The following is a 21,378-nucleotide window of genomic DNA, read 5'->3' as shown; positions in this document are numbered from 1 at the left end:
GTCCGGGGGCGCCCCGTGCCTCCCGTACCCCGCCAGGACCGGCACACCATCACCCGCTCCGGAGGCCCCCCTTGACCACCCGCCACCACGCCGCGCTCTGCGCGCTCAGCGTCGCCGCGCTGACCTCCGCGCTGCTGACCGTGCCCGCCACCGCCGCCCCGAACGGCGTGCCGGGCGCCGGCACCGCGCAGCCGCGCGTCCACGACCTCCAGGGCACCACCCGCCTCTCCCCCTACGCGGGCCGCGCGGTGCGCGGGGTCCCGGGCATCGTGACCGGCGTGCGCGCCTACGGCTCCCAGGGCTTCTGGATGCAGGACCCGCACGGCGACGGCTCGGCCGCCACCAGCGAGGGCATCTTCGTCTTCACCGGTCCGGGCGGGCCGCCGCAGGTGCGGACCGGCGACTCGGTGCTCGTCTCCGGCACGGTCGAGGAGTACTACTACGGCGGCGCGGACCCCGGCAACCAGTCGGTCACCCAGATATCCCGCCCCGAGGTCCAGGTGCGCTCCTCCGGGCACCCGCTGCCGCGCGCCCGGACTCTGGGCCCGTCCGGCACCGTCCGCGTCCCCGAGGCCTACACCCCGCCGGGTGACCCCGCGCACGGTGGCGGCATCGAGGGGCTCACGCTGCGCCCCGCGCGCTACGCGCTGGACCTGTACGAATCCCTCGAGGGGATGAACGTGCGCGTACGCGACGCCCGGGTCGTCGGTCCGAGCACGCGGTACGGCGAACTGTGGGTGACGGTGAAGCCGCGGCAGTCGCCCACCGCGCGCGGCGGCGTCCGCTACGGCTCGTACGCGGCGCAGAACTCGGGGCGGCTGAAGATCGAGACGCTGACCCCGCTCGCCGAGGAACCCTTCCCCCAGGCCGACACCGGCGACCGGCTGACCGGCGCCCCGGCGGGCCCGCTGGACTACGACCAGCACGGCGGCTACCACCTGGCCGCCCGCGGGCCCCTCACCACCGAGCGCCACGGGCTGCCGCGCGAGCGGACCCGCGCGCAGCGGCCGGGCGAACTGGCCGTCGCCGCCTACAACGTGGAGAACCTCGCGCCCGGCGACGATCCGGCGAAGTTCCGGCGGCTGGCGGACGGCGTCGTGCAGAGCCTGGCCGCGCCGGACATCCTGGCGCTGGAGGAGATCCAGGACGACAGCGGCGGCGCCGACGACGGCACGGTGTCCGCGCACGAGACAGTCCGCAAGCTCGTCGAGGCGATCGCCGAAGCGGGCGGGCCGCGCTACCACTGGCGCGCGATCGACCCGGCGGACGGCCAGGACGGCGGCCAGCCCGGCGGCAACATCCGCAACGTCTTCCTCTTCGACCCGGCGCGGGTCTCCTTCACCGACCGGGGCGCGGGGGACGCCACGACCCCGACCGGTGTCACCGAGCGGCGCGGGCATGCCGCACTCACCCACTCCCCCGGCCGCGTCGACCCCGCCGACGGCGCCTGGCGCGACAGCCGCAAGCCGCTGGTGGGCGAGTTCCGCTTCCGGGGCCGGCCGGTGATCGTGGTCGCCAACCACTTCGCCTCCAAGGGCGGCGACCAGGCCCTGCACGCCCGCGTACAGCCGCCCCGCCGTTCCTCGGAGGAACAGCGGCTGCGGCAGGCGGACCGGGTCAACACCTTCGTGAAGGAGGTGCTGGCGGTCGAGCGGAAGGCGCGGGTGGTGGTGCTCGGGGATGTCAACGACTTCGAGTTCTCGCCGACGACGCGGGTCCTGGGCGAGGGGGGCGTGCTGCGCAGCGCGGTCCTGAGCCTGCCGCGCGCCCAGCGCTACACCTACGTCTTCCAGGGCAACGCGCAGGTGCTGGACCAGACGCTGGTCTCCCCCGGCATCCGGCGGTTCGACTACGACATCGTCCACACGAACGCCGAGTTCGCAGACCAGATCAGCGACCACGACCCGCAGGTGCTGCGGTTCCGGCCCTGAGCGCGGGAGTGGAGCACGGAAGTTGAGCACAGCTAAACAAACAGGCGAGCACAAATAAGTGGACCTTCGCGACGGCCGCGCCCCAGACTCCGCCCATGCCCTCCCGCTCCGGCCTCTTCGGCCGTCTCGCCGCCGCCATGATCACGCCCTTCGACGCCGAGGGCGCCCTCGACACCGAGGGCGCCCAACGTCTGGCCGTCCGCCTGGTGGACGAGGAGGGCTGCGACGGGCTGGTGCTCAGCGGCACCACCGGCGAGGCGCCGACCACCTCGGACGCCGAGAAGTCCGCCCTGGTACGCGCGGTGGTGGAGGCGGTCGGCGACCGTGCGGCGGTCGTCGCGGGAGTCGGCACGCACGACACCCGGCACACCGTCGCGCTGGCCCGCGCCGCCGAACGGGCGGGCGCGCACGGCCTGCTGGTCGTCACCCCCTACTACTCGAGGCCCGGCCAGGAGGCGGTCACCCAGCACCTGCTGAGCGTGGCCGACTCCACCGGCCTGCCCGTGCTGCTCTACGACATCCCCGGCCGCACCGGGACGGCACTCAGCGCCGAGACGCTGCTCCGGCTGGCCGAGCATCCCCGGGTGCAGGGGGTGAAGGACTGCTCCTACGACCTGATGAAGGCGGCCCGGGTGATGGCCGCGAGCGACCTGGCCTACTACGCCGGCTGCGACGAGCAGATCCTCCCCCTGCGCGCGATCGGCGCCGTGGGCTGCGTGAGCACCGCGGCCAACGTCGTCGGGCGGCAGGTGGCCGCGATGCTGGACGCGTACGAGGCCGGGGACCACCGGGAGGCGACCCGGCGCCACCTCTCCCTCGTCCCGCTGATCGACGCGCTGATGACCCAGGAGCCCGGCAGCGTGACCGTCAAGGCCCTGCTGCACGCCCAGGGGCTGCCCGGCGGACCGGTGCGCGGCCCTCTGTTGCCCGCCGAACCGCCGCTGACCGCCCGGCTGCTGGAGTGCTTCGCGCAGGCGACCGCGCCCGAGCCCGCGCTGCGGTGACGGGCACCGCCGGGTGACGGCCGTACGCGGCAGCCGCGGCACAGGCGACCGAACGTTTCCCACCCTTCCGCCGTCTTCACCACGGCAGGGGACGCGAGGGGGCTTCGGATGGCGCGGAAGCACGGAGGCAGACCGGCGGCGGTCGCCGGGGAGGGCCCGCCGCTGGTGGAGAGCGCTCAGGTGCGGCGGGTACGGGCGGTGCTGGCACTGGGCGGAGTGCCGTGGGGCGAACTGGAGGACGGCGTACAGCAGGTGCGCCTGAAACTGCTGGAGGAGCGGGCCGCGCCGGACCGGCCCCAGATCCGCGACGAGGCGGCCTGGCTCTCGGTCGTCGCCTCGCGGGTAGCGGTGGACTGGCACCGGGCCCGCAGCCGGGAGAGCGGCCTGCGAGAGCGCCTGGCGGCCCGCTGGCTGCGCCGCCCGCCGACCGAACACCCGCAGGAGCACCGGGTGCTGGCGCTGGCGGTGGCGGGCGAGCTGGAGCGGCTGACCCTGGTGCAGCGGCAGGTGCTCACCCTGCGCTTCTACGCGGACCTGCCCGTACGGGACATCGCCCGGCTGCTGGACGTGCCGGAGGGCACCGTCAAGAGCAGGCTGCACGCGGCGGTGGGCGCGCTGCGGGCACTGCTGCGGGAGAAGGAGGTGCCCGGGGATGAGTGAGCTGCGGGAAGCGGAGGAGAAGCGGCTGCGGCGCGCCCTGGCCATGATCGGCGCGGAGGCGGGCCGCGAGGACACCTGGAGCGCCGGAGCGGGCGCACCGGAGCACGGCCGGTCCGGGGCCCGGCGCCGTACGGTCAGCGGCCTGCTGTCGGGCGCCGCGGTGGTGGGCGTCGGCCTGCTGCTGATCCTCACGCTCGGCACGCCGGGCGGGGAGGACGGCCAGGACGTGAGTAAGGGGAAGGGCAGGGGTCAGACCCGGTACGAGGTGATCGCCTGCTCCCGGATGATCGCCACTGGCGACATCGTGGCGGTGCGCGAATCCCCGGAGCTGGACACCGTGGTGCTCACTTTCGCCGTACGGGAGTGGTTCAAGCCGTCACCGGGGCCCGGCGAGCCCGAAGACGGCGCTGGGCCGACCGAGGTCTCCGTCGAGGTACCGGACTCCGAGGTGTCGGCCATGCAGGAGCCGTGGAAGCCGCAACGGGACGTGCTGCTCCTCGTCCCGGTCCGCCCCGACCAGCCGGCCCAGCTCCTGGAAAGGCAGTCGACGGACGCGCAGCGCGAGCAGTTCGAGCGGGACCTGCCGCGCGGCGAGCGGACCTCGTGCCCGGCCTACTGGCGCACGGTGCCCGACAGGGAGCCGTCCCCGCCCGGCCCGGTCGCGCCCTGACGGCCGTCGCCCGAGCCGCCGCCCGGGTGCGGCGGCTGCGGCGGCCCGTCAGCCACCTCACGTACGAGCAGCGCCGCACCCGCGACCGCGCCCGGCATCAGCAGCACCGCGACGAACGGCACCAGGAAGCTGAGCACCAGCGGGACGCCGAACCCGAGCGCCAGCCCTCTGCGGGCGCGCAGGAGCCGCAGCCGCTCCCGCACCGGGATGTCGCGGCGCTGCATGGCGACCGAGGTCAGCTCCACCGTGAGGAAGAAGCCCGAGACGCAGATCCCCAGCACGGGGACGACGGTCTGGCCGAGAACCGGGACGAAGCCCAGCGCGAAGAGCGGTACGGCGAACAGCAGGGCGCGCGAGAGGACATGGAGGCTGTCCCGCAGCGAGATCCACAGCTCCCGCCACAGCGGGCGGTCGGGCGCCGCGGGACAGTCGCCCTCGGACTCCTCGACCTGCTCGGAGAGCTTCTCGTAGAAGGGGTCGCCGATCAGCAGCGTGACGGCGGTGAAGGTGAGCACCGCCAGCAGCAGCCCGCCCAGCCACAGCAGGACGGCGAAGAGCGTACGCAGCCCGGTGCGCCAGGTGTCGTCCCAGTCGTCGGCGAACGGGGTGGCCCACGCGGCGAGGTCGTCGGCCCAGAAGGCGAAACCGATCAGCACCCCCGCGTACAGCACGAAGGCCACCAGCGCGGGCAGCAGTCCGAAGCCGAACCAACGGCCGTGCCCGGCGACCCAGCGCTGCCCGCGCACCAGATACCGCAGTCCCACCCCGAATTCACGCATGGGCGCACGATATCCGGTGCGCGGGCGGCAGCCGACGCCCGGCGGCGGGAACCCCGTGGGGCTCCCGCCGCCGACCGCTCAGCGGCGGGTGAAGACGGGTTCCCAGCTTCCGGCCTTCCTGCTGTCCCGGAAACCGGTCAGCGGCTGCACCCGGGTGCCCTCGACGTCCACCAGCAGGAGCTGCTGGTAGAACTCTCCGGAGCCTTCGCACTTCGGATCGCAGCCCCAGGCCAGCAGCCGGTCGTCATCAGCCCAGGCGAGCAGCTGCTGCACGGGCTGCTTGGCCACCCGTTTCCCGGTCTTCGCGTCCAGCACCTCGGTGGCGACCTCGACTTCGCCCTCACCGGCGAACTCGCCCGCTGCGAGGCGGCCGTCGGGAGACCTGCCCGCGTGCGAGTACACGTCCAGACCCTCACCGGGCGGGGCGTCGGTCTCGCGCCCCTCCAGGTCGTAGAAGGCCTTCCCGTCGTCGGTGGCGCCGTAGACGAAGACATGGGTGCCGTCCGCGCTCCACCGGACGTCCTCGCGGCCGTTCAGGCTGCCCTTCTCGAAGGGGAGGCTGACCCACTCATCGGCCCCGGCTCCGGCTCCGGACTCGGCGTCGATGACGAAGTAGCCGGTACGGCTCGGCACCGGTCCCGGCTCGGTACGGCCGTACGTGTCGACCCCGTCTTCCTTGGAGAGGCGGTCCGGGTTCCCGCTGTAGGTGGTGGCGAGCAGGCGGCTGCCGTCCGGCGACCAGGACACTGCGGCGGCGCCCCGGTCCAGCTCGATCCAGCGCTCCACCTCGCCGGTCGCCAGATCGAGGATGCCGACCCGCTTGCTGGGCAGCGGCCCCTCCAGCACCGCGGCGGTGTGCAGCCTCGGGGCGACGTCCGCCCAGGCCCAGTCCGTCTTCTCGTAGCGCTCCTCGGAGGGGTTGTAGAGGTTCCAGCCCCTGGCGATCATCACGTCACCGTTCGGCAGCTTCGTGCGCGCAAGCGTGGTGTAGGCGGACATCGCGACGTCCCCCGCCGCGATCAGCTCCCGCGGCGGCGACTGGTCCGGGTGCGCGAGTACGTCCTGGACGGCCGTACGGTCGGCGACACCGTTCCGCTCGCCGCCCCCCGTCTCGGCGGCGGGGATCGCGAGTACGACGGCCAGCACGGCGGCCACGGCCACGGCCGTACCGGTCAGGGCGCGGGCACGGCGGCGGCGGCGCACACGCAGCACCCGGTCGGCGAGACCGGGCGGAGCCGCCGCGGGCTCCTGCTCGGAGATCTCCTGAAAGGTCTCGCGCACCAGTTGTTCGACGTTCACAGCCGTACCTCCACGGGATTGACCGCTCCGGACGGCTCGTGCGTGTCGCCGGAGCCGAGGGCGGACAGTTCGGGTGCCAGGCGGCGCAGCCTGGCCAGGGAGCGGTGCGTGGTGCTGCGCACGGTGCCGACCGAGCAGCCCAGCAGCCGGGCGACCTCCGCCTCGGGCAGGTCCTCGAAGTAGCGGAGCACCAGGACGGTGCGCTGGCGCGGCGCGAGGCGGGCGAGTGCCTGGCGCACGGTCAACCGCAGGTCCGCGGTGCTGTCAGGCCGTTCGGCCGCCGCACGCTCCGGCAGGTCGGCGACGCTCAGCTCACGCCGGCGCCAGCGCAGCCGCCAGCGGCCTATCTGCTGGCGGTAGAGCACCTGGCGTGCGTACGCCTCCGGCTCCTCGATGCGGTTCCACCGTGCAGCGACCTTGATCAACGTGTTCTGGAGCAAGTCCTCGGCCGCATGCTCGTCACCGCCGCTGAGCAGCGTGGCGGTTCTCAAAAGCGCGGGCGATCTGTTCGCCACGAATTCCCGAAAGTTCTCTTGCCCCTGAGCATCCATTGTCACCTTCCGAAGTGCTGACACTCCCAGGGACGCCTCCGGGCTCCCCCCGCTATGTCTGCAATCGCGGAAAAGTGCGAGATCACGCGGGAGCGTGCGGAGGACGGACGCGCGGCGGCCGACGCGGAGGCACCCGGGGGTGCGCCCGCCTGGCAGATCTCGCGCACCAGTTGTCCGGCGTTCGCGTCCGCACCTTCGCAGGCTTCACCGCACCCGACGGTCCGGGGTGTCACCGAGGCCGAGGGCGGACAGTGCGGGGGCCAGGACGCGCAGCCTGGCGTGCGAGCGGCGCGTCGTGCTGCGCACGGTGCCGACCGAGCAGCCCAGCAGCCGGGCCACCTCCGCCTCCGGCAGGCCCTCGAAGTAGCGCAGCACCAGCACGGTGCGCTGGCGCGGGGTGAGGCGGTCCAGCGCCTGCCGCACGGTCAACCGCTGCCCCCCTGCGCTGCCCGGCCCTTCCGGGGCCGCACGCCGGTCTCGGCGACTGGCCCGCCGGCGGCAGAGCAGCTGCCGCGCGTACGCCTCCGGCTCCTCGACGCGGTTCCACCGCGCGGCGAGCTTGATCAGTGTGTTCTGCAACAGATCCTCTGCGGCGCGCTGATCACCACCGCTGAGCAAGGTGGCGGTCCTCAACAGCGCGGGCGACCTGTGCGCCACAAACTCCCGAAAGCTGTCCTGCCCCTGAGCGTCCATCGTCACCTTCCGAAGTACTGACACTCCCAGGGACGCTTCCGGACCCCTCCGGCTATGCACCCGCGACCGCACATTCCCGCGCGATCGTGCGGGACCGGGAGGAGGGGGGTCGGACGCGGCAGGGGCCCGCACCGGCGTGTGGCCGGTGCGGGCCCCTGCCGGGGTGCGCGGGATCAGTTGTGGCTGTGCAGCACCTCGTTGAGGCCGCCCCAGGAGCCGGAGCGCTGGAGCGCCTCGACCGTGCCGGTGGTGGAGTTGCGGCGGTAGAGGAGGTTGTGCGCGCCCGAGAGTTCCAGCGCCTTGACGACCTTGCCATCGGGCAGCGTGATCCGGGTGCCGGCCGTGACGTAGAGGCCCGCCTCCACCACGCAGTCGTCGCCCAGCGAGATGCCGATCCCCGCCTCGGCGCCGAGCAGGCAGCGCTCGCCGATGGAGATGACCTGCTTGCCGCCGCCGGAGAGCGTGCCCATGATCGAGGAGCCGCCGCCGATGTCGGAGCCGTCGCCGACGACGACGCCCGCGGTGATCCGTCCCTCGACCATGGAGGTGCCCAGGGTGCCCGCGTTGAAGTTGCAGAACCCCTCGTGCATCACCGTGGTGCCCTCGGCCAGGTGAGCGCCGAGCCGCACCCGGTCGGCGTCCGCGATCCGCACCCCGGTCGGCACCACGTAGTCGGTCATCCGGGGGAACTTGTCGACACTGGTGACGTTCAGCACCACCCCGTCGGCGCGGGCGGCCAGCCGGGCCTGCTCGATCCGGTCGACCGGCACCGGGCCGAGCGTCGTCCACGCGACGTTGGCGAGCAGGCCGAACAAACCCTCCAGGCTCTGCCCGTGCGGACGCACCAGGCGGTGGCTGAGCAGGTGCAGGCGGAGGTAGGCGTCGTGCGCGTCGGCGGGCGGCTCGGCGAGCGAGGCGATGACCGTACGGACGGCGACGACCTCGACACCGCGGCGCGGGTCCGGGCCCAGCGCCTTGGGCGCGGCGGCGCCCAGCAGCTCGGCGGCGCGCTCGGCGGAGAGCCGCTCGGTCCCCGCCGGGCCCGGGTCGGCGGCCAGCTCGGGGGCGGGGTACCAGGTGTCGAGGACGACTCCGGCCTCGGTGACGGTGGCGAGGCCGGCGGCGACGGCGCCGGTCGTAGCGGTGGTGGGTGCGTCGGTCATGAGGCGAACCTAACCGGAGGCGGGCAGGGATGGCCAACCGGTACCAAGGAGCGGCCCGCCCCCTGCGGCGGGCCGCTCCTGCCGGGTCAGCGCCGGGGGGCGGGCGTCGCCTCGGTGATGCGGGACTCCCCTTCCGCGTCGCCGTCGGGGCTGCCGCCCCCGATGCGGTCCTCGTCGGGCCGCAGCACCTCATCGCCCTTCGGCTTCTTCACGCCCGGGGGACGCTGCCCCTCCTTGTCGACGAGACCGGCGTGCAGGGTGAGCCCGTTGACCAGGACGTCGCCCTCCTTCATGGGTGGCACGTCCGCTCCCTCCTCCGAGTCACGGGTGGCGACGGTCCGCTCTCCGACGTAGGCGAGGTTCTGCGGGTCGAGCAGGATCTGACTCTGCATGCCGAACGGCTCCTCGACGTCGTGGTAGAGCGCGACGGCGGGCCGCCCCAGCGCGTCCTTGACCAGGTGGTCGACCGCCTTCATGTCCTCCAGCTCCGCCAGCGCGCGGAAGACCCTGGCCATCCCCTCGGGCGGTGCGGGGTAGGTGCCCAGCAGTACTCTGGCTGCCCCGTAGTTCTGCTCGCCCTCGGGCTCCTCGCGGGTCGCCTTGGGGTCCGGCGGATAGAACTCGCGGGCCTTCTCGAAGAGGTCCTCGGACTCCTCGGGCAGGTTGCCGATGAAGGTGTAGCGCTCGCCGTGCGAGTGGTCGTCACCCTCCTTCCAGTCCTCGAACTCCGGGTCGTTGTAGAGCTGCCAGGACTCCTGCTTGGTCGGCTTGATGTCCGCACCGGACGACGGGCCGTGCACCTGCTGCGTGTACACCCACTGCCCGTCCTCCGGCCGCGGGTCCGGCTGCGCCGCCGCGGTGTCCGCGGCTTCCCGCAGCAGGGCGGGCACGTCGCTCAGGTTCGGCATCCGCTGCACCTTGGAGGCACCTGTCTGGGCCTGGGTACCTCCGGAGTCCCCGGTCAGCTGGGTACCGGCGAGCACTGCCGCGGCGACCGCGGCGGCGGCGGCCAGCGAGGTGATCCGCCAGTCGCCGTAGAGCCTGCGGCGTCCGGAGCGCCGGTCCATCGCGCCCGTCAGCCGCTGACGGCCCGGGGCCAGCCGGGCCCGGTCGGGCTCGGGAGCATCCTGGCGCAGCTCACGGACCTTGGTGATCTCGTCCATCTCAGGACACCTCCGCAACTTCTTTGACGACCATCGGATTGACACCCAGGGACGCGCGCACCTTGCGGCGTGCCCGGTTGAGGCGGGACCGGACCGTGCCGACCGGTATCCCGAGGGCTTCGGCGACCTCCTGGTAGCTGAGGTCGGCCCAGGCCACCAGCAGCAGCACGTGCCGGTCCCGGCCCGGGAGCGCGGCCAGCGCGGCGGCCAGCGGCCCGTGCGCGGCCTGCGCGGTGACCCGGTCGTCGGCCTGGTCGGACCAGGACTCGGCCACCGGGTCCACCCCGGTACGGGCCAGCGCGCGCAGCGCCCGCAGCTCGGCGCGGCGGTGCTTGCCGATGAGGTTGGCCGCGATCCCGTAGAGCCAGGGGCGTGCGCTGGAGCGGTCGGTGTCGAAGCGCGCGCGGGTGCGGAAGGCGATCAGGTAGGTCTCGGCCGTGATGTCGTCGGCGGCACTCTCGCCGAGCCTGCGGGCGGCGTACCGGTGGATGTCGGCGGCGTGGCGGTCGTAGAGCTGCGCGAAGATCTCGGGCCTTTCCCGTGACTCGTCGATGATCGCGGCGTCGTTCATAGGTGGATCGGTCACATGGTCCCCCGTGGCTGGTCGTCGGGTGGGCGTTCTACCCCCTGTTCCCCGGAGGCCCCGGAGAGGTTCACGAAGGTTCATCCTCCACCGCCTTGCCGGGCGGCTGCCGCTCGTCGAGGACGACGCCCAGCGTCGCCCGGAGCTGCGGCCGGTCGATCTCCCGGCCGGTCAGCAGGAGTTGCAGCAGCAGGCCGTCCAGCAGCGCCGCCAGGGCGCGCGCGGTCGCGTCGTCGGACGTACGGCGGCGCAGCAGCGCCACCAGCCCGTCGAGGCACTCGGCGGCCAGCGGCCGGAGGGCGGGGCCGCGCAGGGCGGCGAGGTAGAGGTCGTACTCCACCCGCACGCGCGCCCGTTCGCCGTCCAGCGACTCCTCGACCAGCCGCAGGACCTCGTCCGCGAGCGGCCGGGCAGGGTCGATGCCACGCTCCCAGCGTTCGATCCCGGCCAGCCATTCCGCGCCGGTCCGGCGCATCGCCGCGATGAGCAGATCCTCGCGGGACGCGAAGTGGTAGGTCGTGGAGCCGAGCGGCACGTCGCCTCGGCGGCGACCCGGCGGTGGCTCAGCGCGGCGATGCCCGAGTGCCGTACGACGCGGACCGCCGCGTCGATCAGCCGCTGTCGCCGCTGCGGGTCGTACCGGCGGGGTCTCAGTGGGCACCGCCCAGGTTGAGCACGACGACTCCCGCGATGACCAGCGCGATGCCCGCGATCCTGGCCACCGAGACCGTCTCGCCGATGAAGACCATCCCGATCGCGGCGACCACGGCCGTCCCGGCGCCGGACCAGATCGCGTACGCCGTGCCCACCGACATGGTCTTGAGGGTCTGCGCCAGCAGGAAGAAGGCGAGGACGTAGCCGAACCCCGCGCCCAGGGAGGGCCACAGCCTGGTGAAGCCGTCGCTGTACTTCATGGCGGTGGTGCCGCATATCTCGGCGACGATGGCGGCGGTGAGTGTGGCGTACATCATGTGGGCGAGCGTACGCATCGCAGCACCCTGCGGATGCGGGGGATGCCAGCCGGTTGCCGGGCCGTTCCGCAACCCCCTAAGCTGGTTCCATGCGTGCTGGGTTCCCTGACTTCCGCCTCGGCAGCGTGCTGGCGACCAGCTTCACCGGGACGCTGTCGGAGCGTCACGGCAACGCCGTGGAGCGCGTTCCCGTGCCGCACCGGCTCGTCGACTGGCTGACGGTGAACGGCCTCCCGGTCGAGACGTGCACCGCCGCCCAACTCGGCCACGCCCGGGAGCTGAGGGAGTCGATCCACGCCGCGGCGACCGCCTCCGCGACCCAGGACACGCTGCCCGTCTGCGCTGTCCGCGTCATCAACGACCGCAGCGCCGAGGGCCGGGCCGCGGCGATCCTGACGGACGAGGGCACGCGCCAGTGGCGGCTCAGCCCGGCGTCCCGCGTGGAGGACGCCCTCGGCGTGATCGCCGCCGACGCGATCAGCATCCTCGCGGGCGAACGGGACGGAAGGCTCGCCCTGTGCGCGTCACCGACCTGCCGGGCCGCCTTCTTCGACACGAGCCAGAGCCGCACCCGCAAGTGGTGCGACATGAACACCTGCGGGAACCGCCAGAAGAAGGTGCGCTTCCAAGCCGGCCGGCGCCGCGAAGCGTCGCCGGCCACCTCCTCCCCGTAAGCCCTCGCGGCCCGGCAAGGGCTACGGCACCTCGCGGAGGAAGAGCGCGCCGCAGGTGTGGCAGAAGGGCTGGCCGGCCGCCGTGCCCCACGCGTCGGAGGACTGGGTGGCGGCGGTCGGCGCGAGGTCGAGGCCGCACAGCGCCTCCGTGCCGCCGGGCAGCACCATGTGCCACAGCTTGGGCGGGGACCCGCTCCCGGGGTGGACGTCGTCCGCGTACTCGGCGCGCATCACGTACTGCATGAGCTTCCCCTTCCTGCCCATTCGAGTGTGCCCCGCGCAGCGCCGCACGGCATCTCCGGCACCCTGGCCGGGACGCGCGCAGGGCCCCACCCGGCGGGTGGGGCCCTGACTGGTCTCGGACGGGTACGGCCTCAGACGTTGAAGCCGAGCGCGCGAAGCTGCTCGCGGCCGTCGTCGGTGATCTTGTCCGGGCCCCACGGGGGCATCCAGACCCAGTTGATCTTCAGATCGTTGACGATGCCCTCGGTCGCCGAGCGTGCCTGGTCCTCGATGACGTCCGTCAGCGGACAGGCGGCGGAGGTCAGTGTCATGTCCAGAGTGGCCACATTGGACTCGTCGATGTGGACACCGTAGATCAGACCGAGGTTGACGACGTCGATGCCCAGCTCCGGGTCAACCACGTCGTACAGTGCCTCGCGGACCTCTTCCTCGCTCGCGGGCTTGGTGGTGGTCTCGCTCATGCCGCATTCCTTTCCCCGGGCTTGCCCTCGGCCGGTGCCGGTGCCGTCGCTTCCTCGCCCAGCGCCTGGACCGTGGCGTCCTTCCATGCCATCCAGCTCAGCAGAGCACACTTGACGCGCGCGGGGTACTTGGAGACTCCGGCGAACGCGACGGCGTCCTCCAGCACCTCCTCCATCGCGTCGTCGGGCTCCAGCTGCCCTCTGGACTGCATCAGCTCCAGAAAGGTGCCCTGGATGCGCTGCGCCTCGGCCAGCTCCTTGCCGACCAGCAGTTCGTTCAGCACCGAGGCGCTGGCCTGGCTGATGGAGCAGCCCTGCCCCTCGTAGCTGACGTCGGCGATCGTGTCGCCCTCGTACCTCACCCGCAGGGTGATCTCGTCACCGCACGTCGGGTTGACGTGGTGCACCTCGGCGTCGCCGTCGCGCAGCCCGCGCCCGTGCGGGTGCTTGTAGTGGTCCAGGATCACGTCCTGGTACATGGAGTCAAGCTTCACGAGTCCGTCCTGTCCCTGCCGTCGGCCGCCGCTCGCCCGCAGCCGCCCTGTCCGTCTGCCTGTCCGTTCTAAGCGAAGAAGTTCCGCACGTGCTCCAGGCCGTCCACCAGCGCGTCGACCTCCGCCGGTGAGGAGTACAGATAGAACGACGCTCGCGTGGTCGCGGGAATTCCGTACCGCAGGCAGACGGGGCGTGCGCAGTGGTGGCCGACCCGGACGGCGATGCCGACCTCGTCCAGCACCTGACCCACGTCGTGCGGGTGGATGTCACCGAGGGTGAACGAGATGGCCGCGCCCCGGTCCTCCGCCGTGGTGGGGCCGATGATCCGCAGATCCGGCACCTCCTGGAGCCTGCGGATCGCGTAGGCGGTTATCGCGTGCTCGTGCGCCTCGATGCGGTCCATGCCGATCGCCGAGAGGTAGTCCACGGCCGCGCCAAGGCCCACTGCCTGGGCGATCGGGGGTGTACCGGCCTCGAACTTGTGCGGCGCGGGCGCGTACGTGGAGGACGACATCGAGACGGTCTCGATCATCTCGCCACCGCCCAGGAACGGCGGCAGGTCGTCCAGCAGGCCCTTGCGGCCCCACAGCACGCCGATGCCCGTCGGACCGCACATCTTGTGCCCGGTGAAGGCCACGAAGTCGGCCTGGAGCGCCTGCACGTCCAGCGGCATGTGCGGGGCGGCCTGCGAGGCGTCGACGACCACCAGCGCGCCGACCTCCTGGGCACGGCGGATGATCGGCTCGACCGGGTTGACCGTGCCCAGGATGTTGGAGACCTGCACGAAGGAGACGACCTTGGTCTTCTCCGTGATGACCTCCTCGATGTTCGACAGGTCGAGGCGGCCGTCGTCCGTGAGCCCGAACCACTTCAGTTTCGCACCCGTGCGCTCCGCCAGCAGCTGCCACGGCACGATGTTGGAGTGGTGCTCCATCTCCGTGATGACGATCTCGGAGTCGCGCTCCACCCGGTAGGGCTCGTCCGCCCAGCCGAGCATGTTGGCGACGAGGTTGAGGGACTCGGAGGCGTTCTTGGTGAACACCACCTCGTCACGGCTCGGCGCGTTGATGAAGGCGGCCACCTTGTCGCGGGCGCCCTCGTACAGCGCGGTGGCCTCCTCGGCGAGGACGTGCACACCGCGGTGGACGTTCGCGTTGTACCGCTCGTAGTAGCCGCTGAGCGCGTCGAGGACCTGGCGCGGCTTCTGCGAAGTCGCCGCGTTGTCGAGGTACACGAGCTTCGTCCCGTCGTGGACCGTGCGGTCCAGGATCGGGAAGTCCTTGCGGAGCACCTCGGTGTCGAGGAGGCCGGACAGCTCACGGCCGGGGGAAGTCACGCGGTTGCGCCGCCCTTCACGTACGACTCGTAGCCCTCTGCCTCCAGCTTGTCCGCCAGCTCCGGGCCGCCGGACTCGGCGATCCGGCCCTGGGCGAACACGTGGACGTGGTCGGGCTTGATGTAGCGCAGGATGCGCGTGTAGTGGGTGATCAGCAGGGTGCCGACCTCGCCGCTCTCGCGGACCCGGTTGACCCCCTCGGAGACCACCCGCAGGGCGTCGACGTCCAGGCCGGAGTCCGTCTCGTCGAGCACCGCGATCTTCGGCTTGAGCAGCTCGAGCTGGAGGATCTCGTGCCGCTTCTTCTCGCCGCCGGAGAAGCCCTCGTTGACGTTGCGCTCGGCGAAGGCCGGGTCGATCTTGAGGCGCAGCATGGCCTCCTTGACCTCCTTGACCCAGGTACGCAGCTTGGGCGCCTCGCCGCGGACGGCCGTGGCGGCGGTACGCAGGAAGTTGGAGACGGAGACCCCGGGGATCTCGACCGGGTACTGCATCGCCAGGAAGAGGCCGGCGCGGGCCCGCTCGTCGACGGACATCTCCAGGACGTCCTCGCCGTCGAGGGTCACCGTGCCGCCGGTGATCGTGTACTTCGGGTGCCCGGCCAGCGAGTAGGCCAGCGTGGACTTGCCGGAGCCGTTCGGGCCCATGATCGCGTGCGTCTCGCCCTGCTTCACGGTCAGGTCGACGCCACGCAGGATCTCGTTCGGGCCGTTCTCGGTCTCGACGGACACGTGCAGGTCGTTGATCTCAAGCGTTGCCATGGGGAACTCAGGACTCCTGGGTGACGGAGACGAGCACATCGTCCCCTTCGATCTTTACGGGGTATACGGGGACAGGGAGGGTCGCGGGCGGCCCGGACGGCTTGCCGGTGCGCAGGTCGAAGCTGGAGCCGTGCAGCCAGCACTCGATCTGGCAGCCGTCCACCTCGCCCTCGGAGAGCGAGACATGCGCGTGCGAGCAGATGTCGTGGATCGCGAAGACGTCGCCGCCCTCGATCCGGACGACCGAGACCGGCGTGCTGTCGATGTCCACCCGCTTGGGGGTGTCCGTCTCCAGCTCGCTCAGCGCGGCCACGCGCACGAACCCCGCCTCGGCACTCATGCGGCCGACGCTTCCAGCTCAGCCTCGATCTTGGCGACCAGGCGCTCCTCCAGATCGGGCAGGCCGATCTTCTGGATCAGCTCGGTGAAGAAGCCCATCACCACCAGACGGCGTGCCTCCGGCTCCGGGATGCCGCGCGCCATCAGGTAGAACAGCTGCTCGTCGTCGAAGCGGCCGGTGGCCGAGGCGTGCCCCGCGCCGACGATCTCGCCCGTCTCGATCTCAAGGTTGGGCACGGAGTCGACGCGCGCGCCGTCACCGAGCACCAGGTTGCGGTTCAGCTCGTAGGTGTCGGTGCCCTCGGCGGCCTTGCGGATCAGCACGTCGCCGATCCATACCGCGTGCGCCCGCTCACCCTGGAGCGCACCCTTGTAGGCGACGTTGCTGCGGCAGTGCGGGCTGTCGTGGTCGACCAGGAGGCGGTGCTCCTGGTGCTGGCCGTTGTCGGTGAAGTACAGCCCGTACAGCTCGGCCTCACCGCCGGGACCGGCGTAGTTGACCCTGGGGTGCAGGCGCACCAGGTCGCCGCCGAAGGTGACCACGACGGACTTGAAGCTGGCGTCACGGCCGACCAGGGCGTTGTGCTGGGAGCAGTGGACGGCGGTGTCGTCCCAGTCCTGCACGGAGACCACGGTCAGCTTCGCGCCGTCCCCCAGCACGTACTCGACGTTGGCCGCGCGCACGTTGTCGCCCGTGTGGTCGATGACGATGACGGCCTCGGCGAAGGCGCCCAGCTCGAAGACGGTGTGCCCGTAGGAGACACCGCCCTCGCCGTGCAGGGTGACCCGGATCGGCTCGCTGAGCACGGTGTCCTTGGGCACCGAGACGACCGAGGCCTTCTCGAAGGAGCTGAACGCCTGCGCGGCGACCCGGTCGACGGGCTTGCCCGCACGGCCGATCCGCTCGTCGTCGCGGGCGACGGCCTCGACGGTGACGCCCTCGGGCGCGGAGACCTCGACCTTGAGGGACCCGGACGCCTGCGCCGTGCCGTCGTGCAGGCCGCGGAGGCGCTCGAGCGGCGTGAAACGCCACTCCTCCTCGCGGCCGTGCGGCACCGGGAAGTCGGCCACGTCGAAGGACGGCGCCGCGCTCATCCTGGTCGCGACGGTGGACTCGGCGGCCACCGCGATCGATCCGGTGGTGTTCGAACCGCCCGGAATGTTCTGAGCCTCAGCCATGGCTGTCGTCTTGCTCACTCTCTCTGTCTGCGTTCTCTGTCTCTTGGAAGGGGACGGGCGCGGGCCGGTGGCCCGCCGGGCGGCGGGTCAGCCGACCGCGCCTTCCATCTGCAGCTCGATCAGCCGGTTCAGCTCCAGCGCGTACTCCATGGGCAGCTCCTTGGCGATGGGCTCGACGAAGCCGCGCACGATCATCGCCATCGCCTCGTTCTCCGAGAGGCCGCGGCTCATCAGGTAGAACAGCTGGTCGTCGCTGACCTTGGAGACCGTCGCCTCGTGGCCCATCGTGACGTCGTCCTCGCGGACGTCGACGTACGGGTAGGTGTCCGAGCGGGAGATGGTGTCCACCAGCAGCGCGTCGCACAGGACGTTCGACTTGGAGCCCTCGGCGCCCTCGGCGATCTCGATCAGACCGCGGTAGGAGGTACGGCCGCCGCCGCGCGCCACCGACTTCGAGACGATGTTGGACGACGTACGCGGCGCCATGTGCACCATCTTCGCGCCCGCGTCCTGGTGCTGGCCCTCGCCCGCGAAGGCGACGGAGAGCGTCTCGCCCTTGGCGTGCTCGCCCATCAGGTAGACGGCCGGGTACTTCATGGTGACCTTGGAGCCGAGGTTGCCGTCGACCCACTCCATGGTCGCGCCCTCGTAGGCCACGGCGCGCTTGGTGACCAGGTTGTAGACGTTGTTCGACCAGTTCTGGATCGTGGTGTAGCGGCAGCGCCCGCCCTTCTTCACGATGATCTCGACGACCGCGGAGTGCAGCGAGTCCGAGTCGTAGATCGGGGCGGTGCAGCCCTCGACATAGTGCACGTAGGCGTTCTCGTCGACGATGATCAACGTCCGCTCGAACTGGCCCATGTTCTCGGTGTTGATCCGGAAGTACGCCTGGAGCGGGATGTCGACGTGCACGCCCGGCGGCACGTAGATGAACGACCCGCCGGACCAGACCGCGGTGTTCAGCGCGGCGAACTTGTTGTCACCGGTGGGGATGACGGTGCCGAAGTGCTCCTGGAAGATCTCCGGGTGCTCGCGCAGCGCGGTGTCGGTGTCCAGGAAGAGGACGCCCTGCTCCTCCAGGTCCTCGCGGATCTGGTGGTAGACGACCTCGGACTCGTACTGCGCGGCGACACCGGCGACCAGGCGCTGCTTCTCCGCCTCCGGGATGCCGAGCCGGTCGTAGGTGTTCTTGATGTCCTCCGGCAGGTCCTCCCAGGACTGGGCCTGCTTCTCGGTGGACCGCACGAAGTACTTGATGTTGTCGAAGTCGATGCCGCTGAGGTCGGAGCCCCAGTTGGGCATGGGCTTCTTGCCGAAGAGGCGCAGACCCTTCAGCCGCAGCTTCAGCATCCACTCCGGCTCGTTCTTCTTCCCGGAGATGTCGCGGACGACGTCCTCCGAGAGGCCGCGCTTCGCCGCGGCACCGGCCGCGTCGGAGTCGGCCCAGCCGTATTCGTAGTTGCCCAGACCGTCGAGCTCGGGGTGGGCAGTCTCCGTGGGGAGCGTCATGCGGGGTTCCTCCCGGCAGTTTGCGCAGATGCTGTGGTGGCATTGCTGGTCTTGCTGGTGCTGGTCCTGCTGGTCGTACGGACGGCGCCGGAGGTGCTGGCCGGGCCGTCGGGGGAAGCCTGGGTGCCTCTCGGTGCGTGCGGCGCGTGCGGCACGAAGGTGGTGCACACGCCGTCGCCGTGGGCGATGGTCGCGAGCCGCTGCACGTGGGTGCCCAGCAGGTGCGAGAAGACCTCGGTCTCCGCCTCGCACAGCTGCGGGAACTGCTCGGCGGCGTGCGCCACCGGGCAGTGGTGCTGGCAGAGCTGCTCGCCCGCGGAGGCGGGCGCGTCGCGCGCCGTGGCAGCGTACCCGTCCTCGGTCAGGGCCTCGGCGAGCACCTTCGTACGCTCCTCGGGCGGCACCTGGGCCAGGGCTTCCTGATAGCGCTCGGTCTGCGCCGCGACCCGGGCGCGCGCGAAGGCCGCCACGGCGGCCTCGCCCTCCTCGCCGCCGCCCGCCGAACGGGCGATCCAGCGCATGGCGTCCACCGCCAGCGCGTCGTACGCCTGGTCGAAGGCGTCCCGGCCGCACTCGGTGAGCGCGAACATCTTGGCGGGACGGCCCCTGCCGCGCGAGCCGTAGACCCGCTTCTCGCGGGGCTCCACGACGCCCTCGCCCACCAGCGTGTCCAGGTGGCGGCGGACCGCCGCCTGGGTCAGCTCGAGGCGGAGCGCCAGCTCGGCCGCCGTGGACGGCCCGTGGTCGAGGATGGAGCGGGCCACCCGCTGCCGGGTGCCGTGCTGCTCGTCGGAGACCGGCGGCAGCACGGGCGCCACGGCGCCACCGGCGGCCTGGGCGGCCGTCGGAGGCGTCTCGTGCGCGGCGCCGTCGTTTTTCACAACACCATTGTTGCGTAATTCCTCGGAGTCCAGCAACCCAGCGCTGTGACCTGGCCGGATGGAGTGCATCACGTAAGGCGTGCCTTACCTCCGCGCCCACCCGAACCCGCCGAATCCGCCCTGACCTGGTCTCTCTAGACTCTCCGTATGCACTCTGCCCCTGTTGTCGAGATCACGGGACTGGTGAAGCGGTACGGCGGCAAGTCCGCCGTCGAGGGCCTCGATCTCACCGTGGCCGCCGGGACCGTCACCGCCGTCCTGGGGCCCAACGGGGCGGGCAAGACCACCACCGTCGAGATCTGCGAGGGCTACCACCGCCCCGACGCGGGCACCGTACGCGTGCTCGGGCTCGACCCGGTCGCCGACGCGGCCCGGCTGCGGCCCCGGGTGGGCGTGATGCTCCAGAGCGGCGGCGTCTACTCCGGCGTCCGCGCGGTGGAGATGCTGCGCCACGTGGCCGGGCTGCACGCCCACCCGCTGGACGTCGCGGCCCTGGTCGAACGGCTGGGCCTGGAGGGCTGCGGCCGTACGCCCTACCGGCGGCTGTCCGGAGGCCAGCGGCAGCGGCTCGCACTGGCACTGGCCGTGGTCGGCCGCCCTGAGCTGGTCTTCCTGGACGAACCGACCGCCGGCCTCGACCCGCAGGCCCGCCGGGCCACCTGGGAACTGGTGCGCGAGCTGCGCGCGGACGGGGTGACCGTCGTGCTCACCACCCACCACATGGACGAGGCCGAGCAGCTGTCCGACGACGTCGCCATCGTGGACGGCGGCCGGGTGATCGCCCGCGGCACCCCCGAGGAACTGTGCCGCGGCGGCGCCGAGAACAGCCTGCGCTTCGGCGGCCGTCCGGGGCTCGACCTCGTCTCACTGCTCAAGGCCCTCCCGCCGGACACGGCCGCGGCCGAACTGACCCCCGGCGCGTACCGCCTCACCGGGGCGGTGGACCCGCAGCTGCTGGCGACCGTCACCTCCTGGTGCGCGCAGAACGGCGTGCTGCCGGACCGGATCTCGGTGGAGCGGCGCACGCTGGAGGACGTCTTCCTGGAGCTGACCGGCAAGGAGCTGCGCTGATGACCGAGCGGGACCGCCCCGTCCGGGGGTACGGGGGTCGCCCCCCGGAAGAACACAGCCTGGAGCTGACCGGCAAGGAGTTGCGCTGATGACCACGGACGCCACCGGTACGCCGACCGGCACACCCCCCGGGGCGCCGGCCGCGCGCGGCGGCACGTTCACGCCCGCACCCGGTGCCGCGCCGCTGCCGCGCATGATCGCCGCGCAGGCCGCGCTGGAGACCCGGATGCTGCTGCGCAACGGCGAGCAGCTGCTGCTGACCGTCGTCATCCCGACCCTGCTGCTCGTCCTCTTCAGCGCCGTCGACGTCATCGACCTGCCCGGCGCCGGCGACGCGCCCGCCGACGCGGACGGGCGGGTCGACTTCCTGGCACCGGGCGTCCTCGCCCTCGCGGTGCTCTCCACCGCGTTCACCGGCCAGGCCATCTCCACCGGCTTCGACCGGCGGTACGGCGCGCTCAAGCGCCTGGCCGCCTCGCCGCTGCCGCGCTGGGCGCTGATGACCGCCAAGACCTGCTCGGTGCTGGTGATCGAGGTGCTCCAGGTGGCGCTGCTGACGGCGGTGGCGCTGGGGCTGGGCTGGTCCCCGCACGGCAACCCGGCCGCCGTCGTGCTGCTGCTGCTCGCGGGGACCGCCGCCTTCTCCGGGCTCGGCCTGCTGATGGCGGGGACGCTGCGCGCGGAGGCGACACTGGCCGCCGCGAACCTGGTGTTCCTGCTGCTGCTGGTCGGCGGTGGGGTGATCGTGCCGCTGGAGAAGTTCCCCGGCGCGATGCGGGAGGCGCTCCAGCTGCTGCCCATCAGCGCCCTCTCCGACGGGCTGCGCGACGTACTCCAGCACGGCGCCGGAGTGCCCTGGGGCGCGCTCGCCGTGCTGGCGGGCTGGGCGGTGCTAGGGCTGGCCGCCGCGGCACGCTTCTTCCGCTGGGAGTGACCGGCCGGCGCCCCCCTTGTGAAGACAC

General features: G+C 72.1%; 24 protein-coding genes and 1 pseudogene. 7 read left to right on the top strand and 18 right to left on the bottom strand.

Translation table 11 applies throughout. The features are described from left to right. Window positions 1-71 precede the first annotated feature (71 nt). The 4 genes from H299_RS0119280 to H299_RS0119265 all read left to right on the top strand — a co-directional run bounded on the left by H299_RS0119280 (window position 72) and on the right by H299_RS0119265 (window position 4,265). Window positions 72-1,931, top strand: coding sequence for an endonuclease/exonuclease/phosphatase family protein (locus tag H299_RS0119280; RefSeq protein ID WP_027749737.1), 1,860 nt, complete (start codon window positions 72-74; stop codon window positions 1,929-1,931). Between the two features lie 95 nt (window positions 1,932-2,026). After that, entirely contained in the window at window positions 2,027-2,935 is a 909-nt protein-coding gene (dapA, locus tag H299_RS0119275) for a 4-hydroxy-tetrahydrodipicolinate synthase (RefSeq protein ID WP_027749736.1), read from the top strand. A gap of 108 nt (window positions 2,936-3,043) precedes the next feature. Then, window positions 3,044-3,595 (top strand): sigma-70 family RNA polymerase sigma factor, encoded by a 552-nt coding sequence (locus H299_RS0119270; RefSeq protein WP_027749735.1) that lies wholly within the window; start codon window positions 3,044-3,046, stop codon window positions 3,593-3,595. Next, on the top strand, window positions 3,588-4,265 hold the full coding sequence (locus H299_RS0119265) for a hypothetical protein (protein ID WP_027749734.1): 678 nt from the start codon (window positions 3,588-3,590) through the stop codon (window positions 4,263-4,265). Before H299_RS0119270 ends, H299_RS0119265 begins: the two co-directional genes overlap by 8 nt. Here H299_RS0119265 and H299_RS35050 read toward each other — a convergent pair. The 9 genes and pseudogenes from H299_RS35050 to H299_RS0119220 form a co-directional block, all read right to left on the bottom strand. Further along, entirely contained in the window at window positions 4,208-5,044 is an 837-nt protein-coding gene (locus H299_RS35050) for an EI24 domain-containing protein (RefSeq protein ID WP_078512872.1), read from the bottom strand. The two genes, H299_RS0119265 and H299_RS35050, sit on opposite strands and share 58 nt — an antisense overlap. Before the next feature lie 78 nt (window positions 5,045-5,122). After that, window positions 5,123-6,343: a hypothetical protein gene (locus tag H299_RS0119255; protein WP_027749733.1), complete on the bottom strand. Its 1,221-nt coding sequence runs from the start codon at window positions 6,341-6,343 to the stop codon at window positions 5,123-5,125. Further along, entirely contained in the window at window positions 6,340-6,894 is a 555-nt protein-coding gene (locus H299_RS0119250) for a SigE family RNA polymerase sigma factor (RefSeq protein ID WP_027749732.1), read from the bottom strand. The genes H299_RS0119255 and H299_RS0119250 overlap by 4 nt, the downstream gene beginning before the upstream one ends. Window positions 6,895-7,098: 204 nt before the next feature. Next, a complete protein-coding gene (locus H299_RS0119245) occupies window positions 7,099-7,587 on the bottom strand; it encodes a SigE family RNA polymerase sigma factor (protein WP_037759664.1) in 489 nt (162 codons plus the stop codon). A gap of 173 nt (window positions 7,588-7,760) precedes the next feature. Continuing rightward, on the bottom strand, window positions 7,761-8,750 hold the full coding sequence (gene dapD / locus H299_RS0119240) for a 2,3,4,5-tetrahydropyridine-2,6-dicarboxylate N-succinyltransferase (RefSeq protein ID WP_027749730.1): 990 nt from the start codon (window positions 8,748-8,750) through the stop codon (window positions 7,761-7,763). Between the two features lie 86 nt (window positions 8,751-8,836). Then, entirely contained in the window at window positions 8,837-9,913 is a 1,077-nt protein-coding gene (locus tag H299_RS35045) for a CU044_5270 family protein (RefSeq protein WP_051262634.1), read from the bottom strand. 1 nt (window position 9,914) lies between these two features. Continuing rightward, on the bottom strand, window positions 9,915-10,484 hold the full coding sequence (locus tag H299_RS0119230) for an RNA polymerase sigma factor (protein WP_078512871.1): 570 nt from the start codon (window positions 10,482-10,484) through the stop codon (window positions 9,915-9,917). An 82-nt stretch (window positions 10,485-10,566) separates the two neighbouring features. Continuing rightward, window positions 10,567-11,150, bottom strand: a pseudogene (locus tag H299_RS35040) (TetR/AcrR family transcriptional regulator). Then, the gene (locus H299_RS0119220) at window positions 11,147-11,467 is read right to left on the bottom strand and encodes a DMT family transporter (RefSeq protein ID WP_027749728.1); all 321 of its coding nucleotides are present in this window, start codon (window positions 11,465-11,467) and stop codon (window positions 11,147-11,149) included. The pseudogene H299_RS35040 and the gene H299_RS0119220 overlap by 4 nt, the downstream one beginning before the upstream one ends. A gap of 89 nt (window positions 11,468-11,556) precedes the next feature. Here H299_RS0119220 and H299_RS0119215 point away from each other — a divergent pair, with 89 nt between their 5' ends. Beyond that, the gene (locus H299_RS0119215) at window positions 11,557-12,141 is read left to right on the top strand and encodes an ABATE domain-containing protein (protein WP_027749727.1); all 585 of its coding nucleotides are present in this window, start codon (window positions 11,557-11,559) and stop codon (window positions 12,139-12,141) included. Between the two features lie 21 nt (window positions 12,142-12,162). Here the strand turns inward: H299_RS0119215 and H299_RS0119210 are convergent, their stop codons facing one another. The 9 genes from H299_RS0119210 to H299_RS0119170 form a co-directional block, all read right to left on the bottom strand. Then, on the bottom strand, window positions 12,163-12,384 hold the full coding sequence (locus tag H299_RS0119210; protein ID WP_027749726.1) for a hypothetical protein: 222 nt from the start codon (window positions 12,382-12,384) through the stop codon (window positions 12,163-12,165). A 131-nt stretch (window positions 12,385-12,515) separates the two neighbouring features. Next, window positions 12,516-12,845: a metal-sulfur cluster assembly factor gene (locus tag H299_RS0119205; protein WP_027749725.1), complete on the bottom strand. Its 330-nt coding sequence runs from the start codon at window positions 12,843-12,845 to the stop codon at window positions 12,516-12,518. Then, window positions 12,842-13,339, bottom strand: a complete 498-nt coding sequence (gene sufU / locus H299_RS0119200) for a Fe-S cluster assembly sulfur transfer protein SufU (protein ID WP_027749724.1) — start codon at window positions 13,337-13,339, stop codon at window positions 12,842-12,844. Before sufU ends, H299_RS0119205 begins: the two co-directional genes overlap by 4 nt. A gap of 68 nt (window positions 13,340-13,407) precedes the next feature. Then, the gene (locus H299_RS0119195) at window positions 13,408-14,676 is read right to left on the bottom strand and encodes a cysteine desulfurase (RefSeq protein WP_027749723.1); all 1,269 of its coding nucleotides are present in this window, start codon (window positions 14,674-14,676) and stop codon (window positions 13,408-13,410) included. After that, the gene (gene sufC, locus H299_RS0119190; protein WP_027749722.1) at window positions 14,673-15,437 is read right to left on the bottom strand and encodes a Fe-S cluster assembly ATPase SufC; all 765 of its coding nucleotides are present in this window, start codon (window positions 15,435-15,437) and stop codon (window positions 14,673-14,675) included. Before sufC ends, H299_RS0119195 begins: the two co-directional genes overlap by 4 nt. A 7-nt stretch (window positions 15,438-15,444) precedes the next feature. Further along, the gene (locus tag H299_RS0119185; RefSeq protein ID WP_027749721.1) at window positions 15,445-15,777 is read right to left on the bottom strand and encodes a non-heme iron oxygenase ferredoxin subunit; all 333 of its coding nucleotides are present in this window, start codon (window positions 15,775-15,777) and stop codon (window positions 15,445-15,447) included. Further along, complete coding sequence (gene sufD / locus H299_RS0119180) at window positions 15,774-16,955, bottom strand: Fe-S cluster assembly protein SufD (protein WP_027749720.1); 1,182 nt, start codon at window positions 16,953-16,955, stop codon at window positions 15,774-15,776. The genes H299_RS0119185 and sufD overlap by 4 nt, the downstream gene beginning before the upstream one ends. Window positions 16,956-17,042: 87 nt before the next feature. Beyond that, window positions 17,043-18,464: a Fe-S cluster assembly protein SufB gene (sufB, locus tag H299_RS0119175; protein WP_027749719.1), complete on the bottom strand. Its 1,422-nt coding sequence runs from the start codon at window positions 18,462-18,464 to the stop codon at window positions 17,043-17,045. After that, window positions 18,461-19,345 carry an ArsR family transcriptional regulator gene (locus H299_RS0119170; RefSeq protein WP_027749718.1) on the bottom strand — a complete coding sequence of 295 codons (885 nt, stop codon included), beginning with the start codon at window positions 19,343-19,345 and terminating at the stop codon, window positions 18,461-18,463. Before H299_RS0119170 ends, sufB begins: the two co-directional genes overlap by 4 nt. Window positions 19,346-19,492: 147 nt before the next feature. Between H299_RS0119170 and H299_RS0119165 the strand changes: the two genes are divergently transcribed. Then, window positions 19,493-20,416: an ABC transporter ATP-binding protein gene (locus tag H299_RS0119165; RefSeq protein ID WP_027749717.1), complete on the top strand. Its 924-nt coding sequence runs from the start codon at window positions 19,493-19,495 to the stop codon at window positions 20,414-20,416. 88 nt (window positions 20,417-20,504) lie between these two features. Then, window positions 20,505-21,350, top strand: a complete 846-nt coding sequence (locus H299_RS0119155; protein WP_027749716.1) for an ABC transporter permease — start codon at window positions 20,505-20,507, stop codon at window positions 21,348-21,350. The last annotated feature ends 28 nt before the right edge of the window (window positions 21,351-21,378 follow it).

This window comes from Streptomyces sp. CNH287 (assembly GCF_000424825.1).
This window is presented reverse-complemented; position numbering and strand designations above follow the sequence as displayed.

What these genes read in the sequence shown, in the direction of transcription:
- dapA (WP_027749736.1), top strand. Translation starts at nt 2,027, where the DNA reads ATGCCCTCCCGCTCCGGCCTCTTCGGCCGTCTCGCCGCCGCCATGATC.
- H299_RS0119155 (WP_027749716.1), top strand. Translation starts at nt 20,505, where the DNA reads ATGACCACGGACGCCACCGGTACGCCGACCGGCACACCCCCCGGGGCG.
- H299_RS0119215 (WP_027749727.1), top strand. Translation starts at nt 11,557, where the DNA reads ATGCGTGCTGGGTTCCCTGACTTCCGCCTCGGCAGCGTGCTGGCGACC.
- dapD (WP_027749730.1), bottom strand. Translation starts at nt 8,750, where the DNA reads ATGACCGACGCACCCACCACCGCTACGACCGGCGCCGTCGCCGCCGGC.
- H299_RS35050 (WP_078512872.1), bottom strand. Translation starts at nt 5,044, where the DNA reads ATGCGTGAATTCGGGGTGGGACTGCGGTATCTGGTGCGCGGGCAGCGC.
- H299_RS0119185 (WP_027749721.1), bottom strand. Translation starts at nt 15,777, where the DNA reads ATGAGTGCCGAGGCGGGGTTCGTGCGCGTGGCCGCGCTGAGCGAGCTG.
- H299_RS0119250 (WP_027749732.1), bottom strand. Translation starts at nt 6,894, where the DNA reads ATGGATGCTCAGGGGCAAGAGAACTTTCGGGAATTCGTGGCGAACAGA.
- sufB (WP_027749719.1), bottom strand. Translation starts at nt 18,464, where the DNA reads ATGACGCTCCCCACGGAGACTGCCCACCCCGAGCTCGACGGTCTGGGC.
- H299_RS0119210 (WP_027749726.1), bottom strand. Translation starts at nt 12,384, where the DNA reads ATGCAGTACGTGATGCGCGCCGAGTACGCGGACGACGTCCACCCCGGG.
- H299_RS0119205 (WP_027749725.1), bottom strand. Translation starts at nt 12,845, where the DNA reads ATGAGCGAGACCACCACCAAGCCCGCGAGCGAGGAAGAGGTCCGCGAG.
- H299_RS0119220 (WP_027749728.1), bottom strand. Translation starts at nt 11,467, where the DNA reads ATGATGTACGCCACACTCACCGCCGCCATCGTCGCCGAGATATGCGGC.
- H299_RS0119270 (WP_027749735.1), top strand. Translation starts at nt 3,044, where the DNA reads ATGGCGCGGAAGCACGGAGGCAGACCGGCGGCGGTCGCCGGGGAGGGC.
- sufC (WP_027749722.1), bottom strand. Translation starts at nt 15,437, where the DNA reads ATGGCAACGCTTGAGATCAACGACCTGCACGTGTCCGTCGAGACCGAG.
- H299_RS0119265 (WP_027749734.1), top strand. Translation starts at nt 3,588, where the DNA reads ATGAGTGAGCTGCGGGAAGCGGAGGAGAAGCGGCTGCGGCGCGCCCTG.
- sufD (WP_027749720.1), bottom strand. Translation starts at nt 16,955, where the DNA reads ATGGCTGAGGCTCAGAACATTCCGGGCGGTTCGAACACCACCGGATCG.
- H299_RS35045 (WP_051262634.1), bottom strand. Translation starts at nt 9,913, where the DNA reads ATGGACGAGATCACCAAGGTCCGTGAGCTGCGCCAGGATGCTCCCGAG.
- H299_RS0119165 (WP_027749717.1), top strand. Translation starts at nt 19,493, where the DNA reads ATGCACTCTGCCCCTGTTGTCGAGATCACGGGACTGGTGAAGCGGTAC.
- H299_RS0119230 (WP_078512871.1), bottom strand. Translation starts at nt 10,484, where the DNA reads ATGAACGACGCCGCGATCATCGACGAGTCACGGGAAAGGCCCGAGATC.
- H299_RS0119245 (WP_037759664.1), bottom strand. Translation starts at nt 7,587, where the DNA reads ATGGACGCTCAGGGGCAGGACAGCTTTCGGGAGTTTGTGGCGCACAGG.